This window comes from Nocardia sp. NBC_00403 (assembly GCF_036046055.1).
GTDB lineage: Bacteria > Actinomycetota > Actinomycetes > Mycobacteriales > Mycobacteriaceae > Nocardia.
Window position 1 is genome coordinate 4,108,315 of the sequence record NZ_CP107939.1, and the last position, 21,890, is coordinate 4,130,204.

The window sequence follows — 21,890 nt, forward strand, 5'->3', positions numbered from 1 at the left end:
ATTGAGCCCATCGCGTGTCTCGACGACCAGCGCTCGCGCCCGATTTGACGGATCCTTTGCGGTGTTGCCAGCATGCTCCCGATATCGAGAAAACGAGCTCTGTCGGCACGCCGACGTGTGTCATTGCTGAAGGCGAGTGCCGGGACGGCGCCGGGCGCCTACGCCGAGGGCGTAGCAGCCGGGGCACCCAATGCTTGGGCACCACGGCCGACGGTGAGTGCGATGCCGAGCCAGTGATCGTGCACCAACAGCAAGCGTCGGTGACCTGCGAGGTGATCGAGCCACCGACAGACAGGACGGACAAATGGGCTGTCCGGACCCGCGAACGCTACAACGCCGTCCACGCGCTGCTCGGCGGCGGCGTGAGCATCCGAGCCATCGGCGCCCAGCTCGATCTTGCTCGAGGAACCGTGCGACGTTTCGCCCGTGCCGCGAGCGCCGACGAGCTACTGGTCAACAACGGCACCGGTCGCCGCGCGAGTCTGCTCGATGAGTTCAAGCCCTACCTGCATCAGCGATGGAATGAGGGCTGCGCCAACGCAACTCAGCTGTTCGGTGAAATCCAGGAACTCGGCTACCGCGGAGGCAGGAAGATCCTGCTCAACTACCTGCACCAAAGTGCGCGGTGTGATCCACGCGAAGGTCGCACCGCGGGCGGCGCGCCAGGTCCTGCCGAAGTTGTTCGGATTGCGCACCGTGCCGACCCGTGACGGGAACAGCAACCCCATCGGATTCGGCTGTCCCGACGTCTACAGATGCTCTCTGTGAGTTGTTCCCGGTGATCACGCATGGCCTCGGCGAGCCGGTTTCGCGCCTCGTCGGCGCTGACGCCCATTCGTTCCAGTTGTGTCCCTCCTGAGGCTCCGTAGAAGTAGACGGTCGTGACTGCTGCACTGGAAAGGCTTGATCTCCTTGTGGAACACCCCAATGGCGCAACGCGTTCAAACATCGGGCCGAGAAGTTCCACAGATGGCGGCGGGAGCACGAGTACGTCGCCGGTGTAGATGAGAACACCGGGACTGTACGCCATGTCCGTCACCATCAGGGCAAGGTGACGGGCAAGAGATATGCCGCGTATGGCACGCGGTACACGGGTGCCGGCGGCAAGCCACCGAGAGGTGGCTGTGCGTTGGCAGCACCCTGCGCGGGCATTGGATCGGGTATCCAGCTCGCCGCGGCACGACGAGACCCACTGGGCCGGTCTTGCCCGTGAATCTTTACGGTTGGACGATGCTGCAGGGAAATGTCCCGGTTGACCTGCGCGCGTAACAAGGAGTGAATCAACGTGGACGACGCGATCGACTCTGCGCCGCTCGACCTGGAAGCTCATCTACCGCGACTGACCGCTCGCGGGGTGATTCTCAGTCTCCTCGTGAGCAATCACCCGACGCAGCCGACGCCGGCGCAGGTTGTCCGTGCGGCGGGAGTATTCGGTATCAAGGAATCTGCAGCGCGAGTTGCGTTGAGTCGGATGGCTTCTGGTGACGATCTCGTGCGTACACCCGATGGGTTCCGGCTGAGCGAACGGCTGCTCGAACGCCGTCAGCGTGTGCTGCACGAGGTCGAGCAGGAGACACGACCGTGGAACGGCGAGTGGGAGATCGTCGTCGTCACCGGGACCGGCCGCGATCCCGGCGACCGTGCCTCCCTGCGCACGCGACTGTCTCGGCTTCGGCTGGCCGAACTGCGTGAGGGGGTCTGGCTGCGCCCGGCCAACCTGATGCGATCACTCGACCTCGGCGCCGAACCGGTGGAAGTGCTGGCGGGAAGACCGGTGCGCGACGCTGGTGAACTTCTCGGATCGTTGTGGAATCTCCAGGCCTGGGAGGGGGAGTCCCAGCGGTTGCTCGCGCTGATGAATCTAGCCGAGAGCACGGTGGACCGTTTCACGGTCGCAACCGCGGTTGTTCGACACCTTCTCACGGATCCTGTTTTACCGCAGGAACTTCGACCGGATCCGTGGACGGCTGACCGTGTTCACGCGGCATGGGTCGCGTATCAGGAAGAGTTCGTGTCGATCCCTGAGGTCGGCCACACGAGCTGACGTACATTACTTATTGACTTCGACTGTTCAGAAAACGTAATGTCCGAATCAGGCAGTCGAAGGAGCAGTCATGCAGACACACGAGGTGTTCAACCAGTCCGTACCGTTGCACGGCCACAATGTCGCCGACGATCGGACTTTGCTCGACGGGCTTGTCCGTGAGGGCGCCGAATGGGCGGTCGACGAACTGAGTCGCCTCGGCGCTCTGGCAGGTACCGAGCAGGTGCAGGAGTGGGGCCGGCTCGCGAACGAGCATCCGCCGATTCTGCGGCCCTACGACAGGTTCGGTCACCGCATCGACGACATCGAGTTCCACCCGGCCTGGCACGAGCTGATGTCCACGGCAGTTGCCAACGGGCTGCACGGCGCGCCGTGGAGCGACACCCGAGCGGGCAGCCACGTGGCACGCGCCGCCAAGTTCTATGTGTGGAGCAACGTCGAGGCCGGCCACACTTGCCCGATCTCGGCGACCTACGCGGCGGTGCCCGCGCTGCGGGAAAACCCCGAGCTGGCCACGATTTATGAGCCGCTGCTGTCGAATGCCTCGTATGAGGGCGGCCTGAAGCCTCCGCTGGAGAAGGCGGGCCTCCTCGCGACGATGTCCATGACCGAGAAGCAGGGCGGCTCCGACATTCGAGCCAACACGACGCGCGCCATACCGCAGGCCGACGGCACGTACCGGATCATCGGCCACAAGTGGTTCACGTCGGCGACGATGGCCGACCTGTTCCTCGTGCTGGCGAAGACCGACGCGGGGGTGACGTGTTTCCTGGTGCCCCGTGTCCTACCGGACGGCACCCGCAACAATGTTCGCCTGATGCGGCTGAAGGACAAGCTGGGCAATCGGTCGAACCCGTCGGCCGAGATCGAGTACGAGAACGCCTTCGCGTGGCGTGTCGGCGACGAAGGCCGTGGTGTGCCGACCATCATCAAGATGGTCAATATGACTCGACTCGACTGTCTGATCGGGGCGGCGGCGGGGATGCGTCGCGGTGTCATCCAGGCCGTGCATCACGCGACACATCGGCAAGCCTTCGGCAACTACCTCATCGACCAGCCGTTGATGCGCAACGTCCTGGCCGACCTGGCTGTGGAGTCCGAGGCGGCGTCGCTTCTGATGATGCGCCTCGCGGGTGCCCATGACCGTGCCACCCGGGGTGACGAGGTGGAGTCCGACTTCCTGCGGCTGGCGCTCGCAGTCGGTAAGTACTGGGTGTGCAAGCGGTGGCCCGCCCATGCGGCCGAGGCGTTGGAGTGCTTCGGCGGCAACGGTTTCATCGAGGAGTCACAGATGCCGCGCTTGTTCCGGGAATCCCCACTCAACGGGATCTGGGAGGGCAGCGGAAACGTTGCGGCGCTCGACGTGCTGCGAGCGATGGCCAAGAACCCGCGCACCGTCGAAGGGTTCTTCGACGAGGTTGCGCTGGCCGGCCCCGAGCCGAGTATCCAGCGTGCGGTCAGCGAGATCCGTGCCCAGCTGACGGATCTGGCGAACGCGGAAGTCTTGGCCCGCCGCGTGATCGAGCGGATGGCACTGGTGCTGCAGGCGTCTCTCCTGGTGCGGTACGGCCATCCCGCGGTAACCGGCGCGTTCATCACCACCCGACTCCACGGCGACCGTGGCAGTGTGTACGGCACGCTGCCCGCCGGCGTGGACTTCTCGGCAATTATCGATCGCGTCACCACAAAGGTCGGCCGAGCGAGCTGACCCGGCCCGGAACACAAGTCCAAGGAGTCGATGAATGCAGGGAATCGGTGACTGGGCCACCCGGCGGGCCCAACTGAGCGGCGACAAGGTCGCGTTCGTGTCCGGTGAGCGCTCGTGGACCTACCGTGAGTTCGACGACCGCACGAACAAGCTGGCGAACCAGCTGCGAGATCGGTTCGGCGTCAGACGGGGCGACCGAATCGCCGCGGTCGTGCCCACGTCCGTGGAATGCCTCGAGATCCTCTTCGCCACAGCGAAGCTCGGCGCGATCTTCACGCCGATCAACGTCCGGCTCACGGCACCCGAGATCGGTTATGTACTGGCCGATCTCGGTGCGGAACTGCTCTTCGTGCACGGGGCATTCGCCCAGGCCGGAGATGCGGTGAAGGAACCGGGCGTGCGGGTGCGCGAGGTGGTCGCCTTGGGGGCAGAGTACGACGAACTTCTGGCCGCTGCCGATCCGACGCCGATGACGACGATGGCAGGTCGTCACGACGTGGCAGTGATCATGTACACGTCCGGAACCACCGGGCGCCCCAAGGGCGCCATGATCACCCACGAGAACCTCCGTGCCAACGCGGCCGCCGTCACCTCGGCGTTCGGACTGCGTTCGTGCGACGTCACCGTGACAGCCCTTCCGATGTTCCACATCGGAGGCCTGGGGCTCTACACATTGCCCTTCATCTATGTGGGCGGCCGGAACGTGATCATGCCATCGTTCGATCCGGTCGCGGTCCTCGACGCGGTGGTCGCGGAACAGGCGACTCAGCTGCTGCTGGTGCCGACGATGTGGCAGGCCATCATGGATGTTCCCGATCTGGAGCACTACGACCTCTCCTCGCTCGACTGTGCCCTCACCTCCGGTGCACCGGCACCCGTTTCGGTGCTGGACTTCCTAGCTCGCAGCGGCGTCCCGTTCCGGGAGGGATTCGGGATGACCGAGTGCGCCCCGTCGGTCGCACTGCTCGACTCCGAACATGTTCGCGAGAAGGCCGGATCAATCGGGCGGCCACTCTTCGGGATCGAAACCCGGTTGGTCGACGACCTCGACCGTGACGTACCCGCCGGAACGGTTGGAGAACTATTGGTCCGAGCGGACAACGTGTTCGCCGGGTACTGGATGCGTCCCGAGGAGACGTCCCATGCGCTGCGGGGCGGATGGTTCCACACCGGTGACATGGGGCGAGCGGACGACGAGGGTTTCATCACCCTGGTCGACCGGAAGAAGGACATGCTCATCAGCGGCGGCGAGAATGTCTACTCCCGCGAGGTGGAGGTGGTCATCGCCGAGATGCCCGGTGTGCATGACGTGGCGGTAGTCGCGGCCTCGCACGAGAAATGGGGTGAGACGCCGGTCGCCTTCGTCGTGTCGAACAAGGGCGCGATGCTCACCGAGGACGATGTCATCGCCTTCACTCGGCAACGGCTGGCGCGTTTCAAGGTACCGACGCGGGTCGAGTTCATCGAGACGCTGCCGACGACGGCCACAGGCAAGGTGCAGAAGAACGCGCTCCGCGATCGCCTTCTTACCGAGACGAACTGAGCGGGAACTGCCTCCGATACTCGTCCCAGCTCGACGTGCAGGCGCGGGCAAGGCGACCGATCCGGTCCGGATCTGGTGCGGGCCAGTCCACGCCGGGCTGTAGAAGGTCCTCGGCCGCCTTGTCCCCGAGCAGGAATTCACGCTGGTGCCGGGCGGCCCATCGAACAAGACGACCACCTTCGCCCGGCAACTCGACTCCCGCAAATACGCGTAACCGCGAGTCGCCGTCGCCAGGAGGCGGAAGATGTTGCGCACCGATCCACCCCCAGAGAACCGAGCCCGAACTGGAAGGAGAACTCACCATTGACCACAGAACCGAGCCCAGAGACCGCCAGTAAACGGGCAAGACGTGCCGAACCGATCAACAAGCGCACCTTTACTGACGGCTGCTACGTCGACGGCGTGTCAGAGTGCGACACGCCAACCCTTTTGCGCCAGCAGCAACTCTGTGGCAGTTACCGCCCCGCTGGCAACGTCACCGCGGCATCATTGCCTAGATCGGCAGCGCTAATGGTCGCGCCAAGGGCGCGAGGTTTGTGAACTCAACGCCGACAGCATGGTCGGTGTGGCTTGGCTGGTGAACTCGCTACAAGATGTTGGTGAGTCCGAGCGGGCGCAGGTGCTCGCCCACCGGCTGCCAGCCGCGGGTCGGTTCGAGGAGTTTCTGGTCACCGACGGTGACCGAAGCCGGTTCCGCTTCGGGCGAGAGCGTGACGGCAACCCCTCCGAGCCGTGGACATGGGATGACATCTAGGAAGAACTTTCGGCTCGATGATCATGGTGGTCGGGGGCCACACACCCTCTCCGACCGGGATACGGGTCGCATCGGCCACCCACAGCTTGTTCGGGGCGTCGGCGGTGAAGTTCCGCTCGACCAGATCCGGCGCCGGCCTGGCCCACGGATCCTGTGTGGTGGAGCCGATCCGCCACTCGCGGCGCAAGAATGCTCCCCGCAGCCCGGCCCGGCGCATCAGCCGCTCGACCCGTTCGCGGCCGACACCGATGCCGCGCCGCGCCAGCATGGCATGCACTCGTGGGGAACCATAGGTGCCGCCGGAACTGGCGTGAATATCGACGATCTCAGCCAGCAGTTGTCGGTCTTCGAGCTGCCGCGCCGACGGCTGGGCCGCCCGCCTCTTCCGCTCATAGAACGTCGAGGACGCAATCTCGAGCACCCGTAGTAGGAGCTCGGCCGGGTACTGCGGGTGGTCTTTCACGAACCGCACGATCACCTCCGGGTCCGGTCGAGTTCCGAGGCGAAATGCGCACTCGCAGAACGCAACACCGCGTTTACCCGCTCGAGTTCGGCGATCCTCTTCTTCAGCTACCGGTTCTCATCGGCCATGTCTGTCCTCGGCCGATCGGCTCGCTCACCAGCGTCGGCTCATGGAGGTTCTTGCAGCACGTAGGCGGTGGTGCTGTTCAGCCCGGTGTGGCGCTGAAATCCCTCCCTGGATCACAGAACGTCGGTCGGAGCAGGTTCGACCGCACCCAATTCGCTGCTCATCGCGGGGTACGCGGCTGGTGTTGATGGCGAGGTTCATCGCCGCACCTGTTGATGCGGTGTGGCGCCCTCCAGTTGCGCCCATGCCTGCCGCGCGGCGGCGGGGGCGTGCTCCCAGTCGGCGCGGATGGTGTCGATGCGGTCCAGCGTCGCGTGCAGTTCAACGGGGGTGAGGTCATGCTCGGACGCGGCCGTGGAGAGCTGGGTGGCGAGCTGCTGGACGCGGGCGAAATCCGTGTGCAGGCGCGGCTGCCACTCCTGGATGGTGGTCAGGTCGATGAACATCGTGTACCTCCTGCGAGCTACTGCGTGTGATTGAGACGAGGACCAGCATGCGCCGATGGCAACATTCGAGCATCGGTAACCGATAGGTAGTCGACGCAATTTGCGGTGCGAGCCGCTGGTTTGCTGGGTGGCTCAGCTGTCGGAGATCGGGCCTTGGTTCCGGGCGTGACGCTGTGAACGAGTCTCATTGCTGTACTGGCCCGATCGGCGCGCATGGCCGCAGGCAGACCTGTTGTTGTCTTCCCTGTCATGTCAGTGGACTTCTGCGAATGACGCACCACCCCAGAGGGAGTTGGACGCGACGCGCCCGTATGTCGGTGACCAGTGTCGCGTAGCCCTCCCGGACCTCGGCGAGGTGGAACCACGCCTCGTGCCGCAGTTCCTCGTCGGTGGCGTGCAGGACCGTCCACCACGCGTCGGCGTAGATCTTGGCGACATGGCTGATCACCTCGCCGAGGGAATGGGTGTGCTTGCGCACGTTGGGAGTTCGTGGAACGTGGCGCACCGCCCAAGAATCGATCTCACCGCCGATCCGCGCGATGTCGGCGTGGATCCCGGCCGCGTCGAAGTCTGCAGGATGTCGTGACAGGTCCAGATGCCCGGGGATCATGGCCGCGTGCAGGTCACCCAACTCTCGCGCCCACCCGATCAGCGGCGAACCACGCCTCAGGTGACCGGCAATCGCTGCCAACAGCTGCTCGGGTCCGAGCAGTGGCACCGGACCCCGCATTATGTCCGGATTGTCGGCATGGAAACCGCAGGCGATGCCCGCATCGCTGACCGCCGAGAGATTTTCCGCGTCGTCGACGGTCCGCTTTCCGAATCCCGCACCGACGTCTGCGTTCAGAGAGTCGAATATCTGTTTCGTGCTTTTCATGGCGCTTCTGAATCCTTGGTCATGGCCATGCCTTGGTCATTGCGGGCGCACGTCTGATTCCGGCGCACAAATCGTTGACAAGATCTTGGTAGCCGTCGGCGATGTGGTCGAGCTGTATCCAGATGTCCTCGAACGACGCGTTGTCCGGTTGCTCTGCAGCCGCCGACAGCATGGCCGATATCAGGGCAAGCCGGTCGACGACCGAACCAACAGTCTCGGTGTGCAGGAATGCGTCAGCGTGTGGAGTAGGGATTACCGCCTGCACCCACCGGTCGATGCCACACATGAGCCTGATCCGCTGACCATCGACAGGCTCGAACTGGATCACCTCGGTGAACGTGACCGCTCGTCGGTGCAACCGTGTCAGCGCGAAAGCGGCGTTGAGGAGCGGTTGAAAGTCGTACTCCCAGCTGAGGACTGCTGCCAGAAGTAGGTCTCTGCCGGGAAGGTTCTTCGCGGTTGCCGGTGCCGACATCTCACTGGGCTTCTGCGAGTAAAGGCAACCGAAGCCAGCCGCCGACAATGACATCGAACGACGACTTGGACCAAGGCGTAGTCGGCCGACAGCCCGCATCGAGCACAACCAACCAAGTCCTTGCCGGACCGCTACCGACTCGAGCTCCACCACGACGTACTCCTCCTCACATAGTTCGTCCGCGGTACGGGTGATCGGACTCGGCTACCGCGGTCGACCTGGCGAACCCCAGTATGTGCGGATAGGGAGCCAGCCGCGCATCTGTAACCAATAGGTAGCGGCACCACAACGTGCAGGTGGTCCGATACTGGAGAACAGCGCGATGACCACCAGACGATTGATTCTCTCGGAGCGAGTCCATTGATGACCGTCACGCGTATACGTACGTGTATCGGCTCGCTAGGTCTACGATCTGAGCTTCAGTCAGCACAAAAGGCCCGCCTGAACGAGAATGTCGTCGACCACGGCGAGTCGTCCTCCAGCGCAGCGCGCTGGCTCGCGACACACGGATTTCGACCGTGTCCAGCAGTCCTCGCCGCAGCGCGGCAGGCGCTCCTTATGCTCAGCAACACCTACCACCAGCTGGCGGCCGAGAACGACGCGGACCGGCGAATCCCACCTCAGCTGTGATTACGGAATCGCCGTCGACTAATGCTCGGTCTGTCACCATCGCCGCGGCGTATGTGGTTGTTGTCCGGTCTGGCGCGGCCGCCTCGCTGCTTCTTTCCGAACCTGATCGATCAGGTCGTCGGGAACGAGTTCGATGATGTCTTCTCGTGAGGTGATGACCAGCTTATGGAAGATCGCGGCCATCTGCGCGTCGACGGTCCTGCGGGAATTGCCTCGGCGGGCCGCGATCGCGACGTTCGTCCATCCCGCCGCGGCCAGCGTCGCGACCTCCTCCTCGGCTGCCGACAACTCGTCCCAGTGTGAAGGGGCGTTCTTCCTTGCGGGATGGTCCATCGGCATCCTGTCGATGGACAGTGTGCCCAGCGCTAGGCGCTGCACCTCGTGCGACTCGGGATGCAACAAGGAGCCCTGCCTGTGCGCGGCAGCGAACGCCTCGGGTCCCAACACCGCGCGAGCGACGTCGATCGCCTTGTGTGTTTCATCGTCGAAGAGCCCCAGGACGCCGATGTTGATACCCAGACCGCCGCGCTGCATTGCGGCTCCTCCAGCGAGTTGAGCAATCTCGGTGGCCAACGTCCTGAGTTCGGCCGGGTCGGTGCTTCCGGCCGCGATCAAGTCTGTGATGATCTGCGCCAATGACCATGCCCGGATGTACACCGCAAGCGACATGCCCCACTGGTCACCTGCAGCTATCTGGTATGCCAGCGCTACGCGACCGACAGGCAATGCCTGGGTGGGATCACCATGTTTGGTCAACGTGATCGCCCACGCCAATTCGGCCCATGCCTTCGCCCACCCGGCCCCGGCCGCGGTGGCGCGATCCAGGTGACGCCGTGCGATCTGCAGGGCCTGCTGAGCCGATCCGAGGAGGCCAACGGCCACCGCCTCGTACAGCTCGCTTCTCCCTTCTCCACGGCTGTCGCCCACGGCACCGAACTTCTCGCGGGCGCGTGCCAACACGGTGATAGCCCTCGGGTCGCGGTGGGCCAGCATCAGTTCCGATCCCCACAGGAATTCGAGGGCAGCGGGCAGGCTGGTGTCGATTTCCGGGGTCTGCCCCCAGTTCTGTCTTCCCCTCGGGTCGCTGACGCAGAGAGCGGCACATTCCTCGAGCATCTGGTCGACGTGTTCGTTCCTGCCTTGGATCAGGGATAGCCACCCGATCAAGGTCATGGCGGCTATTTGGAGTTCGGTCGGTTGCGGAGTCAGCGTGCGGGTCGCCTGCAGTGCGCGTTCGGTCCACCGGCGTATTTCTCGGGCTGAGCCTTTGATGATTGGAAGGGCAACCAGGGTCGCGCAGATTTCCAGGCCGAGTTCGGGCTCGCCGGAGGTGAGACTTGTCTCGATCGCGGTCACGATGTTGTCCCACGCCACGTTCGCCCAGCTCTGCTCGTCGGGACTGAACCAATCCACCGCTGCGACGACTCTGTCTCGATAATATCGGCGGTGACGCTGCGTGAGCCGCACCGGTTCGTCGACCTCGCCGGTGGAGCGTTGTGCCAGCCGCTGCCCGGCGAACAGGCGAATACTTTCCAGCAGGGAGTACCGCACCGCGGTCGGCGAAATGTGCCGGGTCACCAGCGACTGGTCGGAGAGACGCTCGAGCAAGCCCTCGACCTCTTCGGCCGCCACCTGCACCGACGCCTCTGTGTTTCCGTGGTCGGGTCCGAGTGCCGGATCGTCGGCGCAGACCGCCTCGATGGCTTCCAGGTCGGCGCCGACATCAAGAATGGAGCTGGTGCCGTCTTCGGGGTTGGTGTCATATCCCGCGGCGAAGACCGACATGCGGTCCAGCAGCAACCGCTCCTTGTCCTGGCACAGGTCATAGGACCAGGCGATGACGTCACCAACCCTCTGATGACGGGGTTCTGTGCCCACCCGTGGTCCGTGTGACCATTGCATCCGTTTGTCGGTTGCCTCGCCGCTCAATTCCTGAAGGATCATCGCCAGCGGCTGCCGTAGCAGCCGCGCCGCGGCCAACCGGATATACAGCGGATGGTTGTGCACATGACGACAAATCAGGCCGGCCATCGCAGTCTGATCGGTGTCGGCAATCGGATGATCGGTGAGTTCCGCGCGTTGCCGGTACAACGTCAGGGCTTGCTGCTGTGTCAGTGGGGGGACTGCGATTATGTATTCGTCGACCCACCCTATCGGTTCACGGCTGGTCGCCAGGACGGTCAATCCTGGCACCGCTGCCAGCAACTCCGCGATCAGCTGTCCGGCAGCGGCGAGAACATGCTCGCAATTGTCCATCACCAGCACGGCCTGCAGGCTCCGCCCCACCGCGTCGGTCCTGGTCAACGTATCGACCAGCGCCTCCCACCCTGATCGACCCGAAAAGTCGGCCTCGACCACCGCGGCCGAGACCTCTGCCTCAACCTCGGCCTCGCCGCAACCCTTGGCCAGCCGCGCCAGCCGCACCCAGTACACCGGTAGGTGATTCGCCTTGCCGAATCGGCGCAGCGTCTCGGTCGCGAGTCGTGTTTTCCCGATCCCTCCCGAGCCGACCAACGTAATCAACCGAGCCGAACCCAGCATCAAGGTGCTGATCTTGTCCAGCTCCGGACCACGACCAACGAAATCATCCGTTGCCGCCACCACATCCCCAGCGCGTACTCGGCGCGTCGTCGACATAGCACCGAGCGTAGTCACCCGAATACGCCGCCCACTATCACAAAGCAGATCGAGCTTCTGGGGCCGCGCTGCGGGCACAGACACCAACCAACCCGACATGCGCTCGGATGGGGCCGTCGCGGCCTGGCATGGCCACGACCCTGCGTTATCGCTGGGCGTCTACAGCGATGCACAGCCCGAGGACTTGCGCGCGGCGGGCGCTGCCCGGTTCGGATGATTTGTTGAAATGCCCGCTCCCCGCGTCCATTCCCAGCGGGGCGGAATGGATTTGGATGGAACTCATGGTTACGGCTTGCAGCTCAGGTCCGGGGCTTGGCCCATCGCCCGCGAGTCTGGCGGATGTGGTTGCGCATCAACCGCTCGACAGCACGCGAGTCGCGTCGCTCGATGATGTCGACGATGTCCAGGTGTTCGCGTGCGGAATCCACGAGCTCGCCTCGTTCGAGCAAGCTCGAGAGCCCGAACAGCCGGGTGTGGGCGCGCAGATCAGACACCAGGTTGGTCATCCGCGTGTTGTCCGCGTACGAGAGGAGGCGCAGGTGGAAGACGCGGTCGGCCTCGGTGTATTCGACGAGGTTGCCCTCGTTCGCGCAGTCCACGATGACCTGCGCGAGCTCGCGGAGCACGGGCAGATCCTCGGCTGGGATATGGCGCGTGACCTGTCGCACCACAGGCGGCTCGATCAGCAGTCGCAGCTCGGTGATCTCGTCGAGGTCCGACTCCCCGATCTCGGTGACCCGGAAGCCCTTGTTGGGTACGACGTCGACGAGGCCCTCCTTGACGAGGTCGAGCATGGCTTCGCGCACGGGAGTTGCCGACACACCGAATCGAGCTCCCAGAGCCGGCGCGGAGTAGACGACCCCGGGCTCCATCTCGCCGGAGACGATGGCTGCGCGCAGCGCACGGCTGATCCTTTCACGAATGCTGACCTTCTCCACGAGCCCAATGCCGTTCAGTGCCATGTGCCCTGCCTCTCTGCGGGATGCTGGTTCCTCGAGGTATGTCGTCACGTGGCACCAAGTTCTGGGTCTCACGAACGGCGCGGCCGGGCATGTCCGAGAGCAACCAACGACAGCCCTTCCTCGCTTCATCAGAGGGCCTCATCAGTGGATTTCGAGGTGACCTGGGCCAGAAGTTCCAAGGCTATGGGGGCGCAGAGGGTCTGCTTGGCCAGCGGTCGCAGATCCTCCACGGTGAGGGGTCGGTCCTCGGCGGCAGCGGCCAGCTTGGCTGTGGCGAACCCGCACACGTGCCCCTGGCACCAGCCCATTCCTGGCCGCGCCATCAGTTTGACAGTCCGTACGTCGGTGGCGCCGAGCTCGTCGCGGGCCCGACAGACGCTGTCGAAGCTGACCTCCTCGCACCGGCAGATCGTAGTGTCCGGGGTGAGCCACTCGTGCCAGCGCGCCGGGACCGGGTGCGCCTGGTGCATGGCGGCGGCGAAGACACGGAGGCGCTGAATACGCGCACGCAGTCGACGAATACGCATAGCGTGGACCTCGAGCGCGTCGGCCGCGGCGATCCCGGCCAGTTCACCCTCGGCTACCGCAAGCAGCGCCCCGCCGACTCCGGTTGCCTCACCGGCGACGTACACCCCTGGCGTGGTGCTGCGCTGCGAGTTGTCGACGACGGCGACGAGAGACTGGTCGACGTCGATCCTGGTTTGGGCGCCCACCGCGGTGATGAGCTCCATCGAAGGGGTGAAGCCCCAGCCCAGGGCGACCAGGTCTACGTCAACGGTCGTCGTGGGGCCGACAACCCGCCCCGCGGCATCAAGCTGAGCCAGCTGGACCGCCTTGGTGCCGGTGGGATCGGCGTCGATGCGAGTCACCGCGGTGCGAGTCCGGTACGGGATCCGGTGGCGGGCCAGCGCCAGGGCGTACTCCGCACCCTCGGCGACCTTGGCAGGAACGGCTGCCACGGCGCGGGCGTGGCGCGCCCATCCGGTCAGGGCATTGGCCTCGCACACGGCCACGACTGTCGCTCCGGCATCGGCGAGCTGCTTGGCGACCGGAAGGAGGAAGGGGCCCGTTCCCGCGACGACAGCGCGCTGGCCGGCGAGTGTGCGGTGTCCCTTCAGCAGGGCTTGTACGCCGCCGGCAGCCATGACTCCGGGGAGGTCCCAACCGGGGACGGGCAGCTGGCGGTCGTATCCACCTGGACAGAGAATCAGCCTGGCGGCGACGACGAGCCTGGGCGTCGCCTCAGCGGTGTCGACGCCCACGATCGTCGGAGTCAGGTGGAGGGTCCAGCCCCCTTCCCGGTCATCGGCGTCGGCAGGCGCCGTGGGCTCCACGAACCACACCTGGGCATTGGGAAGCAGAACCACCGCGCCCATCTGCCGGTGCCGGCGCAGCTTCTCGCGAAGCTCGGTGAACAGCTTCCAGTCGTGGTGGCCTTCCGCCTCCGGCCCACGTGGGGCGCGCTCGTCCGGATGACGCCAGTACTGGCCGCCGATCTGGGCACCAGCGTCCACCAGCACGACGGTCTTGCCCCGGTCGGCCGCAGCTGCGGCGGCCGCCAGGCCGGCTGGGCCGGCACCGACGACGGCTACGTCGAACGCTCCGACCGTTTGTCCAGAAGGGGTCGGGTTGGTGCTCATCGCTTGGTCCCTCCGTCGTTGGGAGCGTCAGTTGCCGCATCGACCGGCGCAGCGGTCGTGCTCAGCTGCATGCCTTCGCAGACGGGGACGATGCAAGCGCGCTGGTTGGGTGCGCCGTCGACGGTGATCAGGCAGTCGTAGCAGATCCCGATGCCACAGAAGAGGCCTCGGGGGCGGCCGTTCTTCCGGGTGGTGCGCCAGGACTGGATCCCGGCGTCGACGAGTGCCGCACCCACGGTCTGGCCGGGGTGGGCAAGGAGCTCCTGGCCGTTGAGGGTGAGGTGTACGACGGACGTGCCGCCGTCCTCGACTGTCCGCGGACCGGCCTGGGTTTTCGGATGTCTTGTCATGCGTGGTCACCAGCCGAGAAGCGAGCGGGGGCGAAGGGGGAGAGGTCCAGGTCGGGCGACTTGCCGGCCATCGCCTGAGCCAACAGCTTCGCGGTGCCGACCGACAGCCCTATGCCGGCGCCCTCGTGCCCGGTCGCGTGCCACATCCCGGTGAGGCGGGAGTCGTGGCCGATCACGGGCAGATGGTCGGGGCAGTACGGCCGGAACCCCATGTAGGTGCGCATGATGCGGACCCGGGCCAGCGAGGGGAACAACGCCAGTGCCTTGGCCGCGATCTCGCGCAGAGCCGGCAACGACACGGTGCGGTCGAACCCGACCCGCTCCCGCGAGGACCCGATCAGGATGGTCCCGGCCTGCGTTCCCTCGATCACGGTAGAGGTCTGCAGGCCTTCGTCGGAGGAGTGCGTCGAGGCGACGTACTCGCCGGCATACACTTTGCGGTTGATCGTGGGCGGCAGCGGCTCGGTCACGAGCACGAAGCCACGCCGGGGAAAGACGGGTACGTCGACCCCAGCCATCGCTGCGATCTCGCTCGCCCAGGTGCCGGCGGCGTTGACCACGTGGTCGCAGGCGATCGTTCCTCGACTGGTGCGGACGGCTTTGACCCGTCGTTCGCCACCCAGGTCACGGTGCTCGATCCCGGTGACTTCGATACCTGTGGAGATGACAGCCCCCATGCCTCGTGCCAGCCGCAGCAGATGGGCGGTGAGAAGCATGGGCTGCACTTGGGCGTCTTGCGGGTAGTACGCGGCTGCCGCCAGGCCGATGCGGATGTTCGGCTCGTACTGGCGGATGTCGGCTGCGTCGACGTCCACGGTTTCGATGCCTGCCAGGCGCTGACGGGCGCCGAGTTCCCGTAGCGCGTCAGCGCCCTCGGGGCTCGACGCGACGACGAAGCCGCCCTTGGACTCGAACTCCCATAGCTGACCGAACTCGGCCAGGTCGTCGTGCCACACCGAGTGCGAGTACAGAGCCAAGTCCAGCTCATGGCCGGCCTCCTTGTCCGACACCAGCAGGTTGCCTTCACACGCGCTACTGGTCCCCGACGCAACCTGGCCCTGCTCGAGCACCTGCACGCGGAAGCCTTCCCGCGCCAGGAAGTACGCGCAGGCCGCGCCGACCGCGCCCGCGCCGATTACCACGACTTCTGCGCCCTTGGGCAGGTGATCGCTCATGCCACCCTCCCCGGAGGCCCCGGAAAGTGCGGTCACAGCAGGAACCCCGCAGGGAATGGGTCGGTGGGATCGAGCATGTACTGCGCGGTGCCGGTGACCCATGCCCGTCCGGTGATGGTGGGTACGACGGCACGGATCGTCTCGCCGTCCTCGGTGCCCCGAAGCTCGACCTCCTCGACGAGCCGGCCGACGAACGTGGACCCGATGAACGACTCGTTGACGAAGTCGGTGTGGAGGTCGAGCTCGCCTCGCGCGTGCAGCTGTGCCATCCGGGCACTGGTGCCGGTGCCGCAGGGCGACCGGTCGAACCAACCGGGGTAGATCGCCATGGCATGCCGGGAGTGCTGGGCGGTGGCACCCGGCGCCTCGAGGTACACGTGGTGGCACCCGTTGATGTCCGAGCGCTCCGGGTGCACCGGCTTGGCCTGCTCGTTGATCGCGTCCATGATGGCCAGCCCCGCGTCGATCAGCCGCTGCTTCGCCGCCCTGTCGAATGGCAGCTCGAGGTCGTCGAGGTCGACGATCGCGTAGAAGTTGCCCCCGAACGCGATGTCGTAGCGGACGTCGCCGTGCCCCTCGACCTTGACGACCTGGTCCAGAGCGAGGCTGAACGACGGCACGTTCGTGATGGTGACCGACTCCGCGTGCCCGTCTCGCACGGCGACCTCGGCGACGACGAGACCGGCCGGGGTGTCGAGGCGGATCGTGGTCACCGGCTCGACGACGGGGACCATCCCGGTCTCGACCAGCACAGTCGCCGTACCGATGGTGCCGTGGCCACACATCGGAAGGAGCCCCGAGACCTCGATGAAGAGCACGCCGTAATCGGCATCAGGCCGGGTAGGGGGCTGGAGGATCGATCCGGACATGGAGGCGTGGCCGCGCGGCTCGAACATCAACAGTGTGCGCAGCTCGTCGTTGTTGTCGATGAACCATTGGCGGCGCTCCGCCATCGTGGCACCGGGGAAGACTCCGACGCCGCCGGTGATGACGCGTGTGGGCATACCCTCGGTGTGTGAGTCCACAGCGTGAATGATGCGTGTTGTCCTCATGTTGCCCTTTCTTGGATGCTCCAGCTGTGCGGATCAAGTCAGCTTCCCGTCAACTCTGCGCGGCACGTCGGCGTCGTCGCGCAGCTCGCTCGGAAGCAGGAAGTCGGGGAATCCTTGATACGCCACCGGTCTGGTGAACCGATCGATGGCGGCGGTGCCGACCGAGGTGGTCCCGGCGGCGGTGGTTGCCGGGTAGGGGCCTCCGTGCTGCTGGGCGTAGGTCACCGAGACGCCCGTGGGCCACTGGTTCCACAGCAGTCGGCCAGCCTTCGAGGCCAGGATGGTCGTCAACTGCCCGACGATCCGGTCGTCCTCGTTCGCCACCAGGGTCGCGGTGAGCTGTCCCTCCAGCTGCTCCGCGACCTCGACCAGCTGCTGCTCGTCGGCGTACTCGACGATCAGGACGGTCGGTCCGAAACACTCGGCCAGCAGCGCCTCCGGGTCGGCCAACAAGTCCTGCACCGAGGTGGACAGGACGGTCGGTGCGGGCGGGTCGTTGAGCGGATCCTCCCCCTCGGCGATCACGGTGACAGCGGGATGCCGGCGCAGCTGCTGCTGGCCACTCAGGTAGCCGGCCGTGATCTTGTCGTTGAGCAGCGGCGCGGCCGACGGCAGCGCGCCGGCGCGCAACGATGCCAACAAGTGGGAGTCGCCGGGTGCGAGGACCACGCCCGGCTTGGTGCAGAACTGGCCCGCGCCCAGTGTGAAGGACCCGACCAGCCCGGCGGCGATGTCCGCGCCGCGGTCGGCGTCCGCGGAGGCAGTGACGAACACCGGGTTCACCGACCCGAGCTCGCCGTAGAACGGGATCGGCTCCGGCCGCGACGACGCCAGGTCGAACAGCGCTCGCCCGCCAGGGATGGAGCCGGTGAACGCCGCAGCCTTCACCTGCGGGTGCGTCAGCACGACCACCCCGGCCTCTTGGCCGTACACGATCTGCAGGAGCCCGCTCGGTGCGCTGAGCTCGTTGAACGCCTCGGTCACCACCTGCGCCGTCGCGGCCGAGAGCCCGACATGGCCCGGATGTGCCTTCAGGATCACGGAGCATCCGGCAGCGAGGGCAGAGGCGGTGTCGCCGCCGGCCACGGAGAACGCGAAGGGGAAGTTGGAGGCGGCGAATACCACCACCGGGCCGTAGGGGACGCGGGTACGCCGCAGGTCCGGACGCGGCCCCATCGACCAGTCCGGATCCGCGTGGTCCACGCGCGCGTCCAGGTAGCCGCCCTCGTTCACCGTCTCGGCGAACAGCCTCAGCTGGAAAGTCGTACGCGCCAGCTCGCCGCGCAGCCGTTGCTCGGTGAGGCGCGTCTCCCGGATGGCGAGCGGGACCAGGATGTCGGCGGCACCATCGAGCCGGTCCGCAACGGCCCGCAGCACTGCGGCGCGCTCGGTGCGGGTTCGGCTGGACCACTGCGTCGCGGCCCGTTGCGCACCGAGAACGATATGGTCGATGCGGTCGGTGCTGGTGTCATACATCATTCCTCCAACGTGGACAGAGATTTTGGTGCGTCACGCGCGCTGCCGGTAGCGGTCGTAGGCGTGCTGCGCCACGACCAGGTCCTCCCAGGCCATGCCCACTCCGGAGAAGACCGCCGGGCGACCGGGCGACGGGGTGAAGCGGCCAGTCACCAGTTCGGCCAGGTTGGCCAGCTGGCGTCCTCGCTCGGCGTCCGCGACCCACTCGGTCGCCGGCCGGGCAAGGAGCAGGTTGCCCGACTCACGCATCGCCGCGGCACGGCTCTCCACCACGACGTCGGCATTGAGCACCAGCTCCGCGGGGAGTTCGCGTTTGTCGGGGCCGTGTACGCCGATCGCGCAGACCACGGCATCGGCGGGTACGTCGTCGGCGTCGAAGAGGGGAGTGCGGGAGGACGTGGCACAGACGATGAGGTCCGCCCGCGACAGGTCCCGCGCGGCGTCGGCGGGTCGGACCGGAGCGCCGAGAGCGGCCGACCGTGCGACGAGCCGGTCTACCCCTTCAGGGCGGCGTCCCACCACGGCGATGTCGTCAGGGTGCAGTACGGCGTTGAGGTACGCGATGTGGCGCTCAGCCTGCGGGCCGGTGCCGAAGACCACCACCCGCTGTGCGCGAACCGCGGATTCGGGGTCTACGCCGCGGTGGGCGGCGACGAGGTGTTGGGCGGCCATCACCGTAGTGGCCGGGGTGCGCACCAGTGTCAGCTCCGCAGCGTCGAGAACCGCCAGTGGCGCATGGTGCTCGGTTTCGAACAAGACGTAGACGCCTTGGATGTTCGGGTGTCCGTCCTGGGGGTTTCCCGGCGCGAGGGTGAGGACCTTGACCCCGGACGCGCCGCCGGTAGCGCTGGGCATCATCAGGAACTCGGCGCCCGGCCCGGCGGGAGCGAAGAGCCTCGGGCTGTCCTGTTCGGGATCGACGCGCCCTGATACGAGAGCCTCGGTGAGGACGCGGACCGCACTGGGTCCATCGACGAGGTCCGCGATGGCGACTGCGCTGAGGTGGGTCAGACCAGTCCAACGACCACCTGCGCCGGTGGACTGCCCACTCGGTGCCATCATGATCTCTTCCTCTCCGAGGCTCTCGCCCCTCATCAGCAACACGGGATCGTTCGACTGTGATCCCGGGCTGCTCGCCCCGAGCGTGTCTCTCGATGCCGGTTGGCTACCCCATGGCATGGGATCGACAGACACGCCCAGTTACGATCAGCGGTAGCCCTTGGCCAGGGCGGCCTCGGTGTCGCGGCGTATCGCCTCGGCCTGCTCGGCGGTCAATGGGCTGCGCGGCGGGCGGCACTGACCGCCCTTGCGGCCGGCGATGTCCATCGACAGCTTGATCGCCTGGACGAACTCGGTCTTCGAGTCCCACCGCAGCAGGGAGTGCAGGTCGCGGTAGAGCGGCATGGCCGCCTTCAGGTCCTCGACGTTGCCAGAGGTTGCCAGCTGATACAGCTTGGCGGTCGCCTCGGGAATCGCGTTGGGGTAGCCCGCGATCCAGCCGACCGCGCCGGCCAGGCCGAACTCGACCACGACGTCGTCGGAGCCGATGAGGATGTCCAGATCCGGCGCCAGCTCCTGGATCTCGTAGACGCGGCGAACGTCGCCGGAGAACTCCTTGACCGCCTTGATCAGACCCTCCGAGTGGAGTTCGGCCAGCAGGTCCGGGGTCAGGTCGACCTTGGTGTCGTAAGGGTTGTTGTACGCCACGATCGGAAGCCCGACCTTGGCGGCCTCGCGATAGTGGTTGAGCACCGACTGACGGTCCGCGCGGTAGATGTTCGGCGGAAGCATCAGCACCGACTGGGCGCCGACCTCGGCCGCCTGCTCGATCCAGCGGACGGTCTCCCTCGAGCCGTACGCCGCCACGCCGGGCATCACGCCGAACCCTTCGGGCGAGGCCTGTACCGCCACCTCGACCACGCGGGCGCGCTCTTCGGGGGTCAGCGTCTGGTACTCGCCCAGCGAGCCGGACGGGCACACGCCGTCGGTGCTGTTGGCGGCCAGCCATGCGACGTGCCTGGCGTAGCCGTCGTAGTCGACGCTGAGGTCGTCGTTGAACGGCAGTGCGGTCGCGGTGTAGAGGCCGCGCCAGGGGTTCTCTTTCGAGATGGTCATGTTGTGAAGTCTCCTGGATCAAGGTTGCGCACGAATAGAATGTGATATTGCACTGCGATTTGCAAGAGGCTTGGTCGGTTAGCCTCCGGGTCGCCGGCTTCAGTCTGCCTCCCGCGAGAATTTTATGCAATGTGCTATTGCACTAGCTGAATTCGGTCTCTACGCTAGGCCTCGGTTCCAGCAGAGTCACACCGCAGTGGCTTAGCGCGGACCTGACGCCTGAGGCGTTGACCAGGAGTGGAGATACACATGATTCGTAAGACGTGGATCGGCGCCACGGCGGCAGTCGCTCTGACTTTGACCCTGTCTGCCTGTGGTGGGGGCGGTCTGGCGGCAGGCGGCGGAGGTGACGGCGGAAAGGGCGACATCCGGTTGGGCATGGCGGCGCCGCTGAGTGGCAGCAGCGCCGCGATCGGGCCGTACATGAAGAACGGCGCGCAGCTCGCGATCGACGAGATCAACGCCTCCGGCGGTGTGCTCGGCCGCAAGCTCGAGCTCGTCGCCGAGGACGATGCGTGTGACCCGAGGACAGCAGCGTCGGCGGCCGCCAAGCTCGTCACGGAGGGCGTGACCGTGTCAGTCGGCGGCTACTGCTCGTCGGCGACCCTCCCGACGCTCTCGATCTTCAACAAGGCCGATGTCCCGATGATCATCCCGGCCGCGAACTCCAACGACCTGGTCAAGAGCAAGCTGTCGAATGTCTTCCTGCTCAACGGCACCGGTGCCCAGCAGGCCCAAGCGGCGGTCGATTTCATCAAGTCCTCCGGCTCCAAGGCCGTCGCGCTGGCAGACGACAACACGTCGTACTCCAAGGACATCAGCACCCGTACTGGGGAGAAACTCGGGGCAGTAGGATCGGTCAAGATCGTGGACCACGAGTCGGTGACCGCGGGGGAGTCGGACTACTCCGCTGCGGTGACCTCGATCCTCAACGCGAAGCCGGACTTCGTGTACTGGACCGGCTACTACCAAGAGGGCGGGCTGCTCATCAAGCAGCTTCGCGCGGCGGGTTACACCGGCAAGATCATGGTCGCGGACGGATCCGTCGACGAGCAGATGATCTCCATCGCCGGTGCCGCCAACGCCCAGGGCGTGTTGGCGACCATGACGCAGACGCCGCAAACGATTGCTGGTGGCGAGAAGTGGATCGCCGACTACAAGGCCGCCTTCAAGGCCGACCCCGGGCCCTACTCGACACAGTCGTACGACGCCGTGCGCGTGGCAGCCGAGGCGATCAAGAACGCCAACTCGACCAAGAGCAGCGACATCATCGCCGCGCTGGAGAAGATCGACGGGTTCCCGATCTTCAGCGGCAAGCTCAAGTTCACCCCGGAGCACACCCTCAGCGAGGGCGGCTTCGGCATCCTCGTGGTCCAGGGCAACACCTTCGCGCTCAACAAGTGACCCTCGGCTCGCT

At 65.9% G+C, this 21,890-nt stretch carries 18 protein-coding genes; 5 read left to right on the plus strand and 13 right to left on the minus strand.

Going from position 1 to position 21,890, the window contains the following annotated elements; all coding sequences use genetic code 11:
* The first annotated feature begins 239 nt into the window (after window positions 1–239).
* The 4 genes from OHQ90_RS18235 (at window position 240) to OHQ90_RS18250 (ending at window position 5,295) form a co-directional block, all read left to right on the plus strand.
* Entirely contained in the window at window positions 240–710 is a 471-nt protein-coding gene (locus tag OHQ90_RS18235; RefSeq protein WP_328412041.1) for a hypothetical protein, read from the plus strand.
* A 575-nt stretch (window positions 711–1,285) separates the two neighbouring features.
* On the plus strand, window positions 1,286–2,044 hold the full coding sequence (locus OHQ90_RS18240) for a PaaX domain-containing protein, C- domain protein (RefSeq protein ID WP_328412044.1): 759 nt from the start codon (window positions 1,286–1,288) through the stop codon (window positions 2,042–2,044).
* 70 nt (window positions 2,045–2,114) lie between these two features.
* Entirely contained in the window at window positions 2,115–3,752 is a 1,638-nt protein-coding gene (locus OHQ90_RS18245; RefSeq protein WP_328412046.1) for an acyl-CoA dehydrogenase family protein, read from the plus strand.
* Window positions 3,753–3,786: 34 nt separating this feature from the next.
* Complete coding sequence (locus OHQ90_RS18250; RefSeq protein ID WP_328412048.1) at window positions 3,787–5,295, plus strand: acyl-CoA synthetase; 1,509 nt, start codon at window positions 3,787–3,789, stop codon at window positions 5,293–5,295.
* Window positions 5,296–5,963: 668 nt separating this feature from the next.
* On the opposite strand, the gene OHQ90_RS18255 is transcribed toward OHQ90_RS18250, so the two are convergent.
* From OHQ90_RS18255 to OHQ90_RS18315, 13 genes are all read right to left on the minus strand, one after another.
* Complete coding sequence (locus OHQ90_RS18255) at window positions 5,964–6,521, minus strand: IS3 family transposase (RefSeq protein WP_328412049.1); 558 nt, start codon at window positions 6,519–6,521, stop codon at window positions 5,964–5,966.
* 314 nt (window positions 6,522–6,835) lie between these two features.
* Window positions 6,836–7,084, minus strand: coding sequence for a hypothetical protein (locus OHQ90_RS18260; protein ID WP_328412051.1), 249 nt, complete (start codon window positions 7,082–7,084; stop codon window positions 6,836–6,838).
* Window positions 7,085–7,331: 247 nt separating this feature from the next.
* Window positions 7,332–7,961 (minus strand): LamB/YcsF family protein, encoded by a 630-nt coding sequence (locus OHQ90_RS18265; RefSeq protein ID WP_328412053.1) that lies wholly within the window; start codon window positions 7,959–7,961, stop codon window positions 7,332–7,334.
* Between the two features lie 19 nt (window positions 7,962–7,980).
* Window positions 7,981–8,436 carry a DUF4254 domain-containing protein gene (locus tag OHQ90_RS18270; protein ID WP_328412055.1) on the minus strand — a complete coding sequence of 152 codons (456 nt, stop codon included), beginning with the start codon at window positions 8,434–8,436 and terminating at the stop codon, window positions 7,981–7,983.
* A 663-nt stretch (window positions 8,437–9,099) separates the two neighbouring features.
* Entirely contained in the window at window positions 9,100–11,703 is a 2,604-nt protein-coding gene (locus OHQ90_RS18275; protein WP_328412057.1) for an ATP-binding protein, read from the minus strand.
* 299 nt (window positions 11,704–12,002) lie between these two features.
* The gene (locus OHQ90_RS18280; RefSeq protein ID WP_328412059.1) at window positions 12,003–12,665 is read right to left on the minus strand and encodes a GntR family transcriptional regulator; all 663 of its coding nucleotides are present in this window, start codon (window positions 12,663–12,665) and stop codon (window positions 12,003–12,005) included.
* Window positions 12,666–12,793: 128 nt separating this feature from the next.
* Window positions 12,794–14,305: an FAD-dependent oxidoreductase gene (locus OHQ90_RS18285; RefSeq protein WP_328412061.1), complete on the minus strand. Its 1,512-nt coding sequence runs from the start codon at window positions 14,303–14,305 to the stop codon at window positions 12,794–12,796.
* Complete coding sequence (locus tag OHQ90_RS18290; RefSeq protein WP_328412063.1) at window positions 14,302–14,655, minus strand: (2Fe-2S)-binding protein; 354 nt, start codon at window positions 14,653–14,655, stop codon at window positions 14,302–14,304. The genes OHQ90_RS18285 and OHQ90_RS18290 overlap by 4 nt, the downstream gene beginning before the upstream one ends.
* A complete protein-coding gene (locus tag OHQ90_RS18295) occupies window positions 14,652–15,830 on the minus strand; it encodes an NAD(P)/FAD-dependent oxidoreductase (RefSeq protein WP_328412065.1) in 1,179 nt (392 codons plus the stop codon). Before OHQ90_RS18295 ends, OHQ90_RS18290 begins: the two co-directional genes overlap by 4 nt.
* A 32-nt stretch (window positions 15,831–15,862) precedes the next feature.
* Window positions 15,863–16,855 carry a proline racemase family protein gene (locus tag OHQ90_RS18300; RefSeq protein WP_328412068.1) on the minus strand — a complete coding sequence of 331 codons (993 nt, stop codon included), beginning with the start codon at window positions 16,853–16,855 and terminating at the stop codon, window positions 15,863–15,865.
* A gap of 60 nt (window positions 16,856–16,915) precedes the next feature.
* Window positions 16,916–18,361 (minus strand): aldehyde dehydrogenase (NADP(+)), encoded by a 1,446-nt coding sequence (locus tag OHQ90_RS18305; protein ID WP_328412070.1) that lies wholly within the window; start codon window positions 18,359–18,361, stop codon window positions 16,916–16,918.
* Between the two features lie 30 nt (window positions 18,362–18,391).
* Window positions 18,392–19,420, minus strand: coding sequence for an ornithine cyclodeaminase family protein (locus tag OHQ90_RS18310; protein WP_328412072.1), 1,029 nt, complete (start codon window positions 19,418–19,420; stop codon window positions 18,392–18,394).
* Between the two features lie 144 nt (window positions 19,421–19,564).
* Window positions 19,565–20,473, minus strand: coding sequence for a dihydrodipicolinate synthase family protein (locus OHQ90_RS18315; protein ID WP_328412073.1), 909 nt, complete (start codon window positions 20,471–20,473; stop codon window positions 19,565–19,567).
* 249 nt (window positions 20,474–20,722) lie between these two features.
* On the opposite strand from OHQ90_RS18315, the gene OHQ90_RS18320 reads away from it, so the two are divergent.
* On the plus strand, window positions 20,723–21,877 hold the full coding sequence (locus OHQ90_RS18320; RefSeq protein ID WP_328412075.1) for a branched-chain amino acid ABC transporter substrate-binding protein: 1,155 nt from the start codon (window positions 20,723–20,725) through the stop codon (window positions 21,875–21,877).
* Window positions 21,878–21,890 lie beyond the last annotated feature (13 nt).

Bases quoted from the DNA above. Each gene is read 5' to 3' on its own strand.
- OHQ90_RS18305 (WP_328412070.1), bottom strand. From the start codon at position 18,361: ATGATGTATGACACCAGCACCGACCGCATCGACCATATCGTTCTCGGT.
- OHQ90_RS18280 (WP_328412059.1), bottom strand. From the start codon at position 12,665: ATGGCACTGAACGGCATTGGGCTCGTGGAGAAGGTCAGCATTCGTGAA.
- OHQ90_RS18285 (WP_328412061.1), bottom strand. From the start codon at position 14,305: ATGAGCACCAACCCGACCCCTTCTGGACAAACGGTCGGAGCGTTCGAC.
- OHQ90_RS18320 (WP_328412075.1), top strand. From the start codon at position 20,723: ATGATTCGTAAGACGTGGATCGGCGCCACGGCGGCAGTCGCTCTGACT.
- OHQ90_RS18295 (WP_328412065.1), bottom strand. From the start codon at position 15,830: ATGAGCGATCACCTGCCCAAGGGCGCAGAAGTCGTGGTAATCGGCGCG.
- OHQ90_RS18265 (WP_328412053.1), bottom strand. From the start codon at position 7,961: ATGAAAAGCACGAAACAGATATTCGACTCTCTGAACGCAGACGTCGGT.
- OHQ90_RS18275 (WP_328412057.1), bottom strand. From the start codon at position 11,703: ATGTCGACGACGCGCCGAGTACGCGCTGGGGATGTGGTGGCGGCAACG.
- OHQ90_RS18245 (WP_328412046.1), top strand. From the start codon at position 2,115: ATGCAGACACACGAGGTGTTCAACCAGTCCGTACCGTTGCACGGCCAC.
- OHQ90_RS18310 (WP_328412072.1), bottom strand. From the start codon at position 19,420: ATGATGGCACCGAGTGGGCAGTCCACCGGCGCAGGTGGTCGTTGGACT.
- OHQ90_RS18250 (WP_328412048.1), top strand. From the start codon at position 3,787: ATGCAGGGAATCGGTGACTGGGCCACCCGGCGGGCCCAACTGAGCGGC.
- OHQ90_RS18270 (WP_328412055.1), bottom strand. From the start codon at position 8,436: ATGTCGGCACCGGCAACCGCGAAGAACCTTCCCGGCAGAGACCTACTT.
- OHQ90_RS18315 (WP_328412073.1), bottom strand. From the start codon at position 20,473: ATGACCATCTCGAAAGAGAACCCCTGGCGCGGCCTCTACACCGCGACC.
- OHQ90_RS18290 (WP_328412063.1), bottom strand. From the start codon at position 14,655: ATGACAAGACATCCGAAAACCCAGGCCGGTCCGCGGACAGTCGAGGAC.
- OHQ90_RS18260 (WP_328412051.1), bottom strand. From the start codon at position 7,084: ATGTTCATCGACCTGACCACCATCCAGGAGTGGCAGCCGCGCCTGCAC.